Source organism: Pseudonocardia sp. ICBG162 (genome assembly GCF_020496225.1).
In the GTDB taxonomy this organism is placed as follows: Bacteria; Actinomycetota; Actinomycetes; order Mycobacteriales; family Pseudonocardiaceae; genus Pseudonocardia; species Pseudonocardia alni.
The window spans coordinates 735345-747977 of record NZ_JAHLJD010000031.1 but is presented as its reverse complement, the minus strand read 5'-3'; the positions used below and the strand labels follow the sequence as shown (position 1 = coordinate 747977).

Annotated in this window: 15 protein-coding genes; 10 read left to right on the top strand and 5 right to left on the bottom strand. The window is 75.2% G+C overall.

The annotated features are described in order from the left end of the window. Positions 1 to 4 precede the first annotated feature (4 nt). The gene (locus KPL60_RS28365; protein WP_226367708.1) at positions 5 to 496 is read left to right on the top strand and encodes a GNAT family N-acetyltransferase; all 492 of its coding nucleotides are present in this window, start codon (positions 5 to 7) and stop codon (positions 494 to 496) included. Positions 497 to 524: 28 nt separating this feature from the next. On the opposite strand, the gene KPL60_RS34925 is transcribed toward KPL60_RS28365, so the two are convergent. Further along, positions 525 to 1511: an AraC family transcriptional regulator gene (locus KPL60_RS34925; protein ID WP_226367707.1), complete on the bottom strand. Its 987-nt coding sequence runs from the start codon at positions 1509 to 1511 to the stop codon at positions 525 to 527. Between the two features lie 113 nt (positions 1512 to 1624). Here KPL60_RS34925 and KPL60_RS28355 point away from each other — a divergent pair, with 113 nt between their 5' ends. Both KPL60_RS28355 and KPL60_RS28350 read left to right on the top strand, forming a co-directional pair. Then, positions 1625 to 2068 carry a VOC family protein gene (locus KPL60_RS28355; protein ID WP_208818912.1) on the top strand — a complete coding sequence of 148 codons (444 nt, stop codon included), beginning with the start codon at positions 1625 to 1627 and terminating at the stop codon, positions 2066 to 2068. Positions 2069 to 2092: 24 nt separating this feature from the next. Next, entirely contained in the window at positions 2093 to 2866 is a 774-nt protein-coding gene (locus tag KPL60_RS28350) for an SDR family NAD(P)-dependent oxidoreductase (protein WP_226367706.1), read from the top strand. Positions 2867 to 2871: 5 nt separating this feature from the next. Here KPL60_RS28350 and KPL60_RS28345 read toward each other — a convergent pair whose 3' ends face one another. Beyond that, positions 2872 to 3831 carry an FAD-dependent oxidoreductase gene (locus KPL60_RS28345; protein WP_226367705.1) on the bottom strand — a complete coding sequence of 320 codons (960 nt, stop codon included), beginning with the start codon at positions 3829 to 3831 and terminating at the stop codon, positions 2872 to 2874. Between the two features lie 83 nt (positions 3832 to 3914). Between KPL60_RS28345 and KPL60_RS28340 the strand changes: the two genes are divergently transcribed. Next, on the top strand, positions 3915 to 4349 hold the full coding sequence (locus KPL60_RS28340) for a hypothetical protein (RefSeq protein WP_226367704.1): 435 nt from the start codon (positions 3915 to 3917) through the stop codon (positions 4347 to 4349). Here the strand turns inward: KPL60_RS28340 and KPL60_RS28335 are convergent. Then, entirely contained in the window at positions 4337 to 4969 is a 633-nt protein-coding gene (locus KPL60_RS28335) for a TenA family protein (RefSeq protein ID WP_226367703.1), read from the bottom strand. The genes KPL60_RS28340 and KPL60_RS28335 overlap by 13 nt on opposite strands. 122 nt (positions 4970 to 5091) lie before the next feature. Here KPL60_RS28335 and gabP point away from each other — a divergent pair, with 122 nt between their 5' ends. After that, positions 5092 to 6495 (top strand): GABA permease, encoded by a 1404-nt coding sequence (gabP, locus tag KPL60_RS28330; protein WP_226353952.1) that lies wholly within the window; start codon positions 5092 to 5094, stop codon positions 6493 to 6495. A 46-nt stretch (positions 6496 to 6541) separates the two neighbouring features. Further along, entirely contained in the window at positions 6542 to 7306 is a 765-nt protein-coding gene (locus tag KPL60_RS28325; protein ID WP_208818916.1) for a GntR family transcriptional regulator, read from the top strand. Between the two features lie 8 nt (positions 7307 to 7314). Here the strand turns inward: KPL60_RS28325 and KPL60_RS28320 are convergent, their stop codons facing one another. Next, on the bottom strand, positions 7315 to 7824 hold the full coding sequence (locus KPL60_RS28320; protein ID WP_100878790.1) for a VOC family protein: 510 nt from the start codon (positions 7822 to 7824) through the stop codon (positions 7315 to 7317). Between the two features lie 57 nt (positions 7825 to 7881). Further along, the gene (locus KPL60_RS28315) at positions 7882 to 8313 is read right to left on the bottom strand and encodes an Lrp/AsnC family transcriptional regulator (RefSeq protein WP_226368258.1); all 432 of its coding nucleotides are present in this window, start codon (positions 8311 to 8313) and stop codon (positions 7882 to 7884) included. Between the two features lie 122 nt (positions 8314 to 8435). Here KPL60_RS28315 and ddaH point away from each other — a divergent pair, with 122 nt between their 5' ends. The 4 genes from ddaH (at position 8436) to KPL60_RS28295 (ending at position 12633) form a co-directional block, all read left to right on the top strand. After that, complete coding sequence (gene ddaH / locus KPL60_RS28310) at positions 8436 to 9236, top strand: dimethylargininase (protein WP_178375901.1); 801 nt, start codon at positions 8436 to 8438, stop codon at positions 9234 to 9236. Then, a complete protein-coding gene (gene rocD / locus KPL60_RS28305; protein ID WP_374203809.1) occupies positions 9233 to 10453 on the top strand; it encodes an ornithine--oxo-acid transaminase in 1221 nt (406 codons plus the stop codon). The genes ddaH and rocD overlap by 4 nt, the downstream gene beginning before the upstream one ends. 17 nt (positions 10454 to 10470) lie before the next feature. Beyond that, positions 10471 to 11205, top strand: a complete 735-nt coding sequence (locus tag KPL60_RS28300) for a phosphoglyceromutase (protein ID WP_226367702.1) — start codon at positions 10471 to 10473, stop codon at positions 11203 to 11205. A 165-nt stretch (positions 11206 to 11370) separates the two neighbouring features. Continuing rightward, on the top strand, positions 11371 to 12633 hold the full coding sequence (locus KPL60_RS28295; RefSeq protein WP_226367701.1) for a cell wall metabolism sensor histidine kinase WalK: 1263 nt from the start codon (positions 11371 to 11373) through the stop codon (positions 12631 to 12633).

Below are 12633 nucleotides of genomic sequence, written 5' to 3'. Positions count from 1 at the left end.
ACCCATGACCGCCGACGCCCCCACCCCCGTGCGACTCGGCCCGTCCGACGCGGGCGAGGTCCTCACGCTGCAGCGGGCCGCCTACGTCACCGAGGCCCGGGCGCACGACGACCTGTCCCTCCCGCCGTTGACCGAGGAGCTGCCCGCGGTCCGCGAGGAGCTCGGCCGCGCCTCGGTGACGGCCTGGGGCGTCCGCGACGACCGGGGCCGGCTCGTCGCCGCCGTGCGGGTCGAGGTGTGCGACGACGTCGCCCGGGTGAACCGCCTGGTCGTCGCACCGGACCGGCAGGGCGCAGGCCTCGGGTCCGGGCTGCTCGCGTTCGCGGAGGGCCGGCTCGGCGACGCCGTGACGACGGTCGCGCTGTTCACCGGCGAGCACAGCGCGGGCAACCTCCGCCTGTACCGGCGGGCCGGCTACGTCGAGACGCACCGGACGGGCGCCGGCACCTACGAGCTGGTCCACCTGACCAAGGCCCGCACGTCGTTCTCGGCGTGACGGGCGGGCGCGGAGGGACGAGTGTGGGTCAGCGGCCCGCGGTCTGCTCGGGGGTCTCGCCGAAGGCGCGCGTGTAGGCCACGCGGAACCCGCCCGGGCGCAGGAAGCCCCACCGGCCCGCGATGCGGCCGACCGACGTCGCGTCGCCGGAGGCGCGGAGGTCGGCGCGCACGCCGTCGAGCCGGGCCCGCCACAGCACGGCGCCCGGGTCGGTCCCGGCCCGGCGCAGCCCGGCGACCGCGGCGCGGGCCGGGCCCCCGGTCAGCCGGGCCAGCTCCACGGGGTCGACGGGGCGGTGCGCGTGGGCGCGCAGGTGCTCGGTGACGCGGCGGACCAGCCGGGCGGGCAGGGCCGGGGTGCGGGTCCGGCCGCGCCGGGTGACCTCGTCGAGCACGGTGTTCGGGAACGTCTCCAGGAACCGCGACGCCAGCAGCCCGAACGCCTCGTCGACGGCGACGGACCCGTCGAGCAGCATCGGGTTGCCGAGCACCCGGTCGCGCACGTGCACCACGGTCGCGGCCCAGCGCTGCGCGTGCGCCCCGCTCAGCGGGGTGATCCCGGACAGCCGCACCCGGTCGACCGCGACGCCGTGCACCTGCCCGGCCCAGCGGGTCAGGGCCGCCGTGTCGAGGGCGACGACGTCGAGGTCGATGTCCTCGGCGAGGTCCCGGAAGCGGCCCTCGGGCGGGAGCACGCCGACGTCGCCGGGCTGCAGCAGCACGGTGCCGTACGCCTCGGTGTCCAGGCGCATGCGTCCGCCCTGGACCAGGTCGATCATGAAGTCGTTCTCGACCGGGTCGACCGTCGCGTCGATCTCGGCGGTGACCCACAGGTCGCTCAGCGAGAACCCCGGCGCGGCGACGGTCTCGTTCCCCACCTCGAAGTCGCGGCCGTCGCCCGTCGGCCGGACGACCGCGCCCGCGTAGAACTCCGCGGCGAACCGTTCGACGTCGGCCGCCGACCCCATGCGGAGGCTCAGGCGTCGCACTCCGTTGCCGGGCGGTTGTCCGTTCACTCGCCCTCCACCGGTGCACCGGGTGATCGGATGCGGAAAGCTACCCCGCCACCGGGCGTCGGCGCGACCCGCGTCACCGCGGAACGGTCGGGGCCCGGCCGTAGCCTCCACCCATGGCGACCCCCTGGACGATCACCGTCGACTGTGCCGACGCACGCCTGCTCGCGGAGTTCTGGAGTGCCGCGCTCGGCTACGCCCCCGCCCCTCCGCCGACCGGGTTCGAGACCTGGGAGGCGTGGATGGTCCACCACGAGGTGCCCGCCGACGAGTGGGGCGACGTCGCCGCGATCAGCGACCCGGACGGCGCGGGCCCGCGGATCTCGTTCCTGCGGGTCGACGAGCCGCGCACGGTGAAGAACCGGTTGCACCTGGACCTGCAGGTCTCCGGCGGCCGGCACCTGCCCGCCGAGCTGCGCGGCGAGCGCCTGGCGGCGGAGGCACGACGGCTGTGCGCGCTCGGCGCCCGGGTCGTCGAGGAGCACCTGTCCCCGGGTTCTCCACATGTGGACCACCTGTGGATGGCCGACCCGGAGGGCAACGACTTCTGCATCGTGTGAGCCCACCGCGGGTATCCGCCGATCATGGGAACGAAGGACGGCACGGTCGCGATCGTCACCGGAGCGGGCTCGGGCATCGGCGCCGCCACCGCGCGGCGGTTCGCGGCGGACGGGGCCACGGTCGTGCTGACCGGGCGGACGAAGGAGAAGCTCGACGACGTGGTGGCCGGCGCCGACCCGGCGGTCGCCGACCGGATGCACGTGCTGGTCGCCGACTCGTCCGACGAGGAGGCGATCACCCACCTCGTCGACGAGGTCGCGTCCGGCTTCGGGCGGCTGGACACGCTGGTCAACAACGCGGCGGTGGCCCGGCCGGGCACCGCGGAGCAGACCTCGACCGAGCAGTGGCGGTTCGTGCACGCCGTCGACGTCGACGGGGTCTTCTTCGCGTCCCGCGCCGCGGTGCCGCACCTGCGCGCGACCCGGGGCTCGATCGTGAACGTGACCTCGGTGTCCGGGCTGGGCGGGGACTGGGCGAACGTCGCCTACAACTCGGCGAAGGGCGCCGTCGTCAACCTCACCCGGGCGATGGCGCTCGACCACGGCGGCGAGGGGATCCGGGTCAACGCGGTCAGCCCGTCGCTGACCCACACGGAGATGACCGAGGGCATGACCGGCGACGAGGACCTGATGGCCCGCTTCGCCGACCGCATCCCGATGGGCCGCGGCGGCGACCCCGCCGAGGTCGCCGACGTGATCGCCTTCCTCGCCGGGCCCGACGCGCGGTTCGTCACCGGGGTCAACCTGCCCGTCGACGGCGGGCTGTCCGCGTCGAACGGGCAGCCGCGGATGTCCTGACCGGGTCAGGGGGCGTCGGCGAGGTCCGCGACGTCGTCGGCGCAGCCCCAGGACAGGGTGATGCCGGAGCCGCCGTGCCCGTAGTCGTGGATCACCCGCGGCCGGGTCGCGGTGGCGGGCTCGGCCTCCAGCCGCACCTCCGGGCGGGCCGGGCGCAGGCCCGCGAGGTGCTCCAGGACCTCCGCGTCGCGCAGGGCGGGGACGATGTCGCGGCAGCGCCGCAGGATCGCCTCGCCCGCGGCCGGGTCCGGCGTCGCGTCCCAGACGCCGTCGTCGAGGGTGCCGCCGAGGACGCAGTCGTGCGCGCGGGGGTGCACGTACGCGCGTCCGTCGGGGTGCGCCTCGTCGCGGACCGACATCGTCAGACCGGGGTTGGTGACGCGCACGATCTGCCCCCGCACCGGGGTCACCGTGGTGTCACCGACCAGGGTGCGCGCGCCCATCCCGGAGCAGTGCACGACGAGGTCGGCGTCCCGCCCGGCCTCGTCGAGCGAGGTGACGCGGCGGCGTTCCAGGACGATCCCGCGGCGCCCGGCCTCGGCGGCCAGCCAGGGCAGGTGCACCGGCATCTCGACCAGCGGCACCGTGAAGCGCAGGCCGTGGGCGTAGCCGGGCGGCAGCTCGCCGGGCCGGGCCGGGCGGACCTCGCCGACGGCGTCGGCCCACCACTGCGGCTCGGGCTCGGTCCGGTACAGGGTCAGCGACTCCCGCATCCCGACGCCGGGGACGCCGTCGGCGGCCTGGCGGGCCAGCTCGGTGAAGGTGCGCCGGCCCCAGTCGAGGACCTTGTCCCGCGGCCCGGCGCGGGTCGGGAACCACACGGCCGCGGCCAGGTGCGACGTCGACGCCTCCACCGGCGCGTCGGCCAGCACCCGCACCGACCAGCCCCGTTCCCGCAGCCGGACCGCGCAGCTCAGGCCCGCGATCCCGGCGCCGACCACCACCGCCCGTCGGTTGCCTCCCATGCCGGCGATCCTCGCAGCCACCGGCCCCGGATCGTCATCCGGACGTCGGCGCCCGGCCACCCCCGGGGCGCACACTCGGCCCGGTGACCGCACCGCTGCTGACCGGCCCGGCACTGGCCCGCCGGGCCGCGCTCGTCCTCGCCGTCCCGTTGCAGGTCGCGCTGGGCGCCCGGCTGCTCGACGACGCCGACCCGGCCGCCGGGGTCGCGTTCACCGTCGACGAGCTCGCCGACGGCGGCGCGGGCGGCGCGCACGCCGGTGCGCTGGCCGTCGGGCTGGAGGTGGCCGCGCTGCTCGCGGTCCTGCCGCACCTGTCCGAGGCCGAGCACGCGGTGTCGGTGTCCACCGCGGTCACGCTGCCCGCGCAGGCCAGGCGGGGCCGGGACGTCGCGTTCCGCGGAACGCTCGACCGGCGCACCGGCCGGTCCGCGTTCACCTCGGTGACGGCCGTCTGCGACGGCGTCGTCGTCGCCCGGGCCCAGGTCGTGAAGGCCGTCGTCGGCTTTCAGCCGGGGTAGGCGGCGTCGAAGAACGCCAGCTCCAGGTCCACCGCGCGGACGAACAGCGCCGCGACCCGCTCCCGGTGGACGGGGTCGAGCCGGTCGGCGGCGCGGTCGAGCTCGTCGCGCAGGAACGCGACCCACTCCTCGAACTCGACGCCGCGGTGCAGCTCGATCCACTCACGGGAGATCCGGTCGTCGGGGGTGGTGGCGCCCGGCCGGGTCGCCCAGTCCAGGTACAGCCACTCGGCGACGACCAGCACGGCGAGGGTCTCGGCGTACCCGGCGTCGCGGGCCTCGTCCATCAGGTCGACGAACCCGACGGTCGGCGCGGTCCGCTCCGGCTCGGCGTTCCCGTCCAGCTCACCGAGCGAGCGCTCGAAGTAGTCGTTCTCCGGGCCCGCGACCAGCCCGAGCTGACGGGCCAGCCGGACCCGCGGGCCGGGCCGGTCGGCCGTCGCGACGGCGGCGCCGAGCAGCGCGAGGAACGAGTCGACGAACTGCAGGTCCTGCTCCAGGTAGTGCCGCAGCACGCCGCGGTCCAGAGCGCCGGACCACAGCTCGTCGACGAACCGGTGCCCGACCGCCGCGTCCCAGGTCGCGGCCGTCGACTCGCGCAGCTGCGCGCTGAATCCCATGCCGCCCAGGCTAGGCGCCGCCCCCGGACGCGGCCCGGGGTGTGACAACGGGCGACGCCCGGGTGACCATTGCGCAACGCACCGGCCACCGCCGGCTGTGGCACCGAGGAGGGGGAGGCGCCATGACGGAGACCGCGAACCGGCCGGAGGCCGGTGGCGAGCTGAAGGCGGGGCTGCGCGACCGGCACGTCACGATGATCAGCATCGCCGGGGTGATCGGCGCCGGGCTGTTCATCGGCTCCGGCAGCGCGATCGCCACCGCGGGCCCCGCGGTGCTGCTGGCCTACCTCTTCGCCGGGACGCTGGTCGTGCTGGTCATGCGGATGCTCGGCGAGATGGCGGCCGCGCAGCCGGACTCCGGCTCGTTCTCCACCTACGCCGACCGGGCGATCGGGCCGTGGGCCGGGTTCACCGTCGGCTGGCTGTACTGGTGGTTCTGGGTCCTCGTGATCCCGGTGGAGGCCACCGCGGCCGCGGTCATCCTCAACTCGTGGCTGCCCGGGGTGCCGCAGTGGGGCTGGGCGCTGGCCGTCACCGTGCTGCTGACGGTGACCAACCTGTTCTCCGTCGCCAACTACGGCGAGTTCGAGTTCTGGTTCGCCCTGCTCAAGGTGGTCGCGATCATCGCGTTCATCGTCGTCGGGGTCCTGGCGGTGCTGGGCCTGCTGCCCGGCTTCGTCGGCGACGACTCGTCGGTGTCGGGGCTGTCCCGGCTGGTGTCCGAGGGCGGGTTCCTGCCGAACGGGCCGGGCGCGGTGGTCGCCGCGGTGCTGGTGACGATGTTCAGCTTCATGGGCACCGAGATCGTCACGATCGCGGCCGCGGAGTCCGGCGACCCGGCCCGCGGGATCGGCCGGGCCACCCGCTCGGTGATCTGGCGGATCGCGGTGTTCTACCTGGCCTCGATCCTGCTCGTCGTCGCGATCGTGCCGTGGAACGACCCGCGGCTGCCCGAGGTCGGCTCCTACCAGGCGGCCCTGGAGGCGCTGGGCGTCCCGTCGGCCAAGCTGATCGTCGACGTCGTGGTGCTCGTCGCCGTCGCCAGCTGCCTGAACTCGGCGCTGTACACGGCGTCGCGGATGCTGTTCTCGCTCGGCCGCCGCGGGCAGGCCCCGGACCTGGTCAACCGGACCACCTCCCAGGGCGTGCCGCGGTTCGCGGTGCTCGGGTCGACGCTGGTCGGGTTCGTCGCGGTGATCGCGAACTATGCCTTCCCCGAGGAGGTCTTCGCCGCGCTGCTCGCGACCTCCGGCGCGATCGCGCTGCTGGTCTACCTGGTCATCGCGGTGTCCCAGCTGCGGATGCGCCGGGTGCTGGAGCGCGACGGCGTCGCGATGCCGGTGCGGATGTGGGGCTACCCGGTGCTCACCTGGGCGGTGATCGTCGTGATCCCGGTGGTGCTCGTCTACATGGCCACCCGCGAGGGCTCGCGCTTCGAGCTGGGCATGACCGCGCTCATCGCGGCCGGTGTCGTGGGTGTCGGCGTGCTGCTCACCCGGCGTCGCGCGCGGGCCGCCGTGCGGTGACCCCACGGCGCTCGCCTACGGTGATCACGCGCGAGGGGGTGGGGCGATGACGGCGCGAGCACTGGTCCGCAACGGGGCGATGCCGCTGTGGCAGCAGCTGCTGGCGGACCTGCGCCGCCGGCTCTCCGACGGCGAGTTCGACGAGGCCCTGCCCGGCGAGTTCGCGCTGGCCGCCGACTACGGGGTCAGCAGGCACACCGTGCGCGAGGCGCTGCGCCGGCTGCGGGAGGACGGCGCCGTCGTCGCCGGGCGGGGGCGGGTCGCCCGCCCGACCGTGCGCTCGGAGATCGAGCAGCCGCTCGACGAGCCGTACTCGCTCTACGTGGCGGTCGAGTCCGCCGGGCGCACCCAGCGCAGCGTGGTGCGGACCTTCGAGGTCCGCGCCGACGGCGTGGTCGCGGCCCGGATGGGGCTGGAGGAGTCCACGCCGCTGGTGCACCTGGAGCGGCTGCGTCTCGCCGACGCCGAGCCGCTCGCCGTCGACCGGGTGTGGCTGCCCGAGGAGCTGGCGGCGCCGCTGCTCGACGTCGACTTCACCCACACCGGCATCTACCCCGAGTACCGGCGCCGCTGCGGGATCCGTGTCGACGGCGGCATGGAGAACATCCGGGCCGTGCTGCCCGGGCGCGGCGAGCGGGAGCTGCTCGGCATCGACGAGGGCGTCGCCGCCCTGTCGATCGAGCGGCTCGGCCTGTCCGCCGGGCGCCCCGTGGAGTGGCGGCACACCCTGGTCCGCGGCGACCGGTTCTCGGTCACCGCCCAGTTCTCGTCCCGCTCGGGCTACCGGGTGGACCTCAACGAGCCGGGCTGAGGCGCGGCTCAGGCCGGGACCGAGACGCCGATCCCGCCGCGGGTGTCCGCGCCGTAGCGGGCGATCTCGGCCGCGATGTCGAGCGGCTCGATGCGCATGTCGTGGTCGTCGCCGTCGATCAGGGCCGCCGGGACCAGCCAGCACACCTCGAACTCCAGACCGTCGGGGTCCTTCGCGTAGAGCGCCTTGGTCGTGCCGTGGTCCGAGGCGCCGACCAGGGCCCCGGCCGCCTGCAGCCGCTCGCCGATCCGGGCGAGCTCGCCGAGGGTGTCGACCTCCCACGCCAGGTGGTAGAGCCCGACGGTGCCGCGGCCCGCCTGCGAGGCCCCGGCCTGCGCGCCGATCCCGAACAGGGCGAGGTCGTGGTCGTTGGTCGAGCCCTCGGCCTGCAGGAACGCGCCGCGCCCGCCCGGGAGCTCGACGACCGGGCGGAAGCCGAGGGTGTCGCGGTAGAAGCCGACGCTGCGCGGGACGTCGCGGACGTAGAGGACGGCGTGGTTGAGGCGCTGGACGGGCACGGCTGCTCCTTTGGTTGAACTCTCAACCGACTACGGTACGCGGTGACCCGTGAGAGTTCAACGAGTCACCAGCCAGGTCAGGACGACGGCCGAGCGGGTGTGGTCGACGTTGGCCGCGAGCCGCAGCCGCTCCAGAGCGTCCTCCAGGGACCGCACGTCGCGCGAGCGCAGCAGGACCAGCGCGTCGGCCTCCCCGGTGACCGTCCCCGCCGTGACGACCTCCGGCACCGCCGACAGCATCCGCTGCAGCTCGGCCGGGGCGACCGTGCCGCGGCAGAACAGCTCGACGTAGGCCTCCACGCCCGGACCCTGCTCGACGTCGGGGTCCACCTGCACGGTGAAGCCCCGCACCACGCCGCGGGCGGTCAGCCGATCCACCCGGCGCCGCACCGCCGACGCCGACAGGCCCACCCGCTCGCCCAGCTCGGCCCAGCCGGCCCGCCCGTCGACCCGGAGGAGGTCCAGCAGTCTGCGGTCGATCGCGTCGATCCCGTCCACGACGCCGGATGCTAGACCGGGGCGCGCGGAACCGGCGCCGAGCCGGGACTGAACGCGCGGATCGTGCGCCCGAAGCCGGGAAACGCACGGGGTGTGCGCGCCATGCTGTGCCCATGACCTCTGTGCTGATGTGCCGCCCCGAGCACTTCACGGTGAGCTACCGGATCAACCCGTGGATGCGTCCGGAGCAGGCGACCGACACCCGGCTCGCGCTGGCGCAGTGGGAGACCCTGCACGCGGTCTACCGCGACCTCGGGTTCGACGTCCGGCTCGTCGACCCGCTGCCCGGGTACCCGGACATGGTCTACGCCGCCAACGGCGGCACCGTGATCGACGGGACCGCCCTCACCGCCCGGTTCCGGCACACCGAGCGGGCCGCCGAGGGGCCAGCGTACGGCGCGTGGTTCCGGGCCGCCGGGTTCGCCGTGCACGAGGCCCGCCACGTCAACGAGGGCGAGGGCGACCTGCTGCTCGTCGGCGACACCGTCTACGCCGGCACCGGGTTCCGCACCGACCCGCGTGCGCACGCCGAGGCCGCGGAGGTGTTCGGCCGCGAGGTCGTGTCCCTGCAGCTGGTCGACCCGCGCTACTACCACCTCGACACCGCGTTCGCGGTGCTCGACCCGGCCGGCGGGCCGGGCGCGGTCGCCTACCTGCCCGGCGCGTTCGACGACGCCTCCCAGGAGGTGCTGCGGTTCCGCTTCCCGGACGCGGTGGTCGTCTCCGACGACGACGCGGCGGTGCTGGGCCTGAACTGCTTCTCCGACGGGCGCACGGTCGTCCACGCGCCGCAGGCCGAGAAGTTCGCGGCCGACCTGGCCGAGCGCGGGTTCGGCACCGTCGGCGTCGACACCTCGGAGCTGCGCCGGGGCGGCGGCGGCATCAAGTGCGCCACGCTGGAGCTGCGGTCGTGACCGCCGTGGTCCCGGGCACCGACCCGCAGATCGCCCTCGCCGAGGAGTTCGGCGTCCGGAACTACGCGCCGTTGCCGGTGGTGCTGTCCCACGGCGACGGCGCCTGGGTCACCGATGTCGACGGCGTCCGCTACCTCGACGCGCTCGCGGGCTACTCCGCGCTCAACTTCGGGCACCGCCACCCCGCGCTCACCGCGGCCGCGCACGCCCAGCTCGACACGCTCACCCTGACCGCGCGGGCGTTCCACAACGACCGGCTGCCGGCGTTCCAGCGCGACCTCGCCGCGCTGACCGGCACCGAGGCCGTCCTGCCGATGAACACCGGCGCGGAGGCCGTCGAGTCCGCGGTGAAGGTCGCCCGTGCCTGGGGGTACCGGGTGAAGGGCGTGCGGCCGGGGGCGGCGCGGATCGTCGTCGCCGGGGGGAACTTCCACGGCCGCACGACGACGGTGGTCTCCTTCTCCGACGACCCGGTCGCCCGCGACGACTTCGGCCCGTTCACCCCCGGCTTCGACCGCGTCCCCTACGGCGACGCCGACGCGCTGGCCGCCGCGCTCACCGACGACACCGTCGCGGTGCTGCTCGAACCGGTGCAGGGCGAGGCCGGGGTGCTCGTGCCGCCGCCCGGCTACCTGCGCGCGGTCCGCGAGCTCACCGAGCGGCGGGGCGTGCTGCTGGTCTGCGACGAGATCCAGTCCGGGCTCGGCCGGGCCGGGGCCACGCTGTGCACCGACCTGTCCGGGGTGCGCGCCGACCTCTACACCCTCGGCAAGGCGCTCGGCGGCGGGATCGTGCCGGTCAGCGCCGTCGTCGGGCGGCGCGACGTGCTCGGCGTGCTGCGCCCCGGCGAGCACGGCTCCACCTTCGGCGGCAACCCGCTCGCCGCCGCCGTCGGGTCCGCGGTGTGCGCGCTGCTGGCGACGGGGGAGTACCAGGCGCGGGCCCGCGAGCTCGGCGCGCACCTGGACGCGCGGCTGCGCGCGCTGCCCGGGCTCACCGCCGTGCGCGGGGTGGGGCTGTGGTCCGGCGTCGACGTCGACCCGCGGATCGGCACCGGCCGCGACGTGTGCGTCGCACTCGCCCGGCGCGGGGTGCTGGCCAAGGAGACCCACGGCGTGACCGTGCGGCTGTCCCCGCCGCTGGTGGTCACCCACGACGAGGTGGACGTGCTGGTGGACACGTTCGGGGCCGCGCTGGGGGACCTTTCCCGGGGGTAGGTGGCAGGCTGTCCGCCATGCCGACCCTCGTACTGCTGCGTCACGGTCAGAGCGACTGGAACGCGAAGAACCTGTTCACCGGCTGGGTGGACGTGCCGCTCTCCTCCCAGGGCGAGGCGGAGGCCCGCCGGGGCGGCGAGCTGCTGGCCGAGGCGGGCGTCGCGCCCGACGTCGTGCACACCTCGCTGCTGCGCCGGGCCATCTCCACCGCGAACATCGCCCTCGACGCCGCCGACCGGCACTGGATCCCGGTCAAGCGCGACTGGCGCCTCAACGAGCGCCACTACGGCGCGCTGCAGGGCAAGGACAAGAAGCAGACCCTGGAGCAGTACGGCGAGGAGCAGTTCATGCTCTGGCGCCGCTCCTACGACACCCCGCCGCCCGCGATCGAGAAGGGCTCGGAGTTCTCCCAGGACGCCGACCCGCGCTACGCCGGCGTCGACGCCCCGCTGACCGAGTGCCTGGCCGACGTCGTCGACCGGTTCCTGCCCTACTGGACCGAGGCCGTGGTGCCGGACCTGCGCGAGGGGAAGGTCGTGCTGCTCGCCGCGCACGGCAACTCGCTGCGCGCGCTGGTGAAGTACCTCGACGGCATCTCCGACGCCGACATCGCCGGCCTCAACATCCCCACCGGCATCCCGCTGGTCTACGACCTCGACGACGACCTGAAGCCGACGAACCCGGGCGGGCGCTACCTCGACCCGGCCGCGGCCCAGGAGGCCATCGCCGGAGTGGCGAACCAGGGTCGGTGACCCGTCGCCGTGCCCTCCGGCGCCGGGAGCGCCGGGGGCACGGACGGGGTTCGCTGAACCCACGGTGAACGGGGACCGAACAGTGTCGCGCGAAGGGGTCGCGGGCGTCACCATCCGGTGTCCGGCGCTGGTCAGGGGGTACCCCCGGCTGCCTACCATGCACCCGTGACCACGCTCGCGTGGCTGATCCCGGCCCTCGCCCTGCTCCTCGGTCTCCTCGCCGGGGCGGCACTGGCGCGACGGCCGTCGCACGGCCGACCCAGCCCCGGCACCGGCCGCCCCCCGGCGGACCCCGTGGCCGCCGACGGACCCACCCTCGGCGAGCTGCTGCACCGCACGTTCCGCCAGTCGAGCTCCGGGCTCGCCGTGGTCGGGGCCGGGGGCGAGGTGCTCCTGCACAACCCGCGGGCCGCCGCGCTCGGCGCCGTCACCGGCGAGCGGCTCGACCCGCGCGCGCTCGCCGCCTGCCGGCGGGTGCAGGGCGGGGACCGGCTGCTCGCCTCCGGCGACTACACCGTCGACCTCTCGCCGCTGGACCGCACGCCCCGCGGCCCGGTCGCGGTGCAGGCCAGGGTCCGCTCCCTCGGGGACGGCTTCGCGCTGGTCGAGGCCGTCGACACCTCCGAGGTGGCCCGGCTGGAGGCGACCCGGCGCGACTTCGTCGCCAACGTCTCGCACGAGCTCAAGACCCCGGTCGGCGCGGTCGCGCTGCTGGCCGAGGCCCTGCTCGACAGCCTCGACGGCCTGGAGCCCGCCGACGGCGGCGAGCCCGACCCCGACGCCGTCCGTGAGGTCCGCCGGTTCGGCGACAAGCTGCTGCGCGAGGCGACCCGGATGGGGAACCTGGTCTCGGAGCTGATCGCGCTGTCCCGGCTGACCGGCGCCGAACGGCTGCCCGCGCTGGCCGCCGTCGACGTCGACGAGGTCGTCTCCGAGGCGCTGGCCCGCAGCCGCACCTCCGCCGAGTCGCACGCCGTCGAGATCACCGCCGACGAGACCTCGGGGCTGGTAGTCGACGGCGACCGCACACTGCTCGTCACCGCGCTGACGAACCTGCTGGAGAACGCGATCGCCTACTCCGCGGCGGACTCGTCGGTGTCGGTGAGCCGGCGCTCGGTCGACGGTTCGATCGAGATCGCCGTGACCGACCGCGGCATCGGCATCGCCCCCGAGCACCAGCAGCGGGTCTTCGAGCGCTTCTTCCGGGTCGACCCGGCCCGCTCGCGGGCCACCGGCGGCACCGGTCTCGGCCTGGCGATCGTCAAGCACGTCTGCGCCAACCACGGTGGCGAGGTGCGGTTGTGGAGCCGCCCCGGCACCGGATCGACCTTCACCATGCGCCTGCCCGCCCGGATGGGCATCGGCGGCGCCCCCCACGGTGAGGCTGCCGCCGGCAGCTCCCCCAAGACCGCCGGAACCGGAGGATGA

Coding starts and splice junctions, on each gene's coding strand:
- KPL60_RS28300 (WP_226367702.1), top strand. CDS start 10,471: ATGCCGACCCTCGTACTGCTGCGTCACGGTCAGAGCGACTGGAACGCG.
- ddaH (WP_178375901.1), top strand. CDS start 8,436: ATGACCTCTGTGCTGATGTGCCGCCCCGAGCACTTCACGGTGAGCTAC.
- KPL60_RS28350 (WP_226367706.1), top strand. CDS start 2,093: ATGGGAACGAAGGACGGCACGGTCGCGATCGTCACCGGAGCGGGCTCG.
- gabP (WP_226353952.1), top strand. CDS start 5,092: ATGACGGAGACCGCGAACCGGCCGGAGGCCGGTGGCGAGCTGAAGGCG.
- KPL60_RS28345 (WP_226367705.1), bottom strand. CDS start 3,831: ATGGGAGGCAACCGACGGGCGGTGGTGGTCGGCGCCGGGATCGCGGGC.
- KPL60_RS28335 (WP_226367703.1), bottom strand. CDS start 4,969: ATGGGATTCAGCGCGCAGCTGCGCGAGTCGACGGCCGCGACCTGGGAC.
- KPL60_RS28365 (WP_226367708.1), top strand. CDS start 5: ATGACCGCCGACGCCCCCACCCCCGTGCGACTCGGCCCGTCCGACGCG.
- KPL60_RS28355 (WP_208818912.1), top strand. CDS start 1,625: ATGGCGACCCCCTGGACGATCACCGTCGACTGTGCCGACGCACGCCTG.
- KPL60_RS28325 (WP_208818916.1), top strand. CDS start 6,542: ATGACGGCGCGAGCACTGGTCCGCAACGGGGCGATGCCGCTGTGGCAG.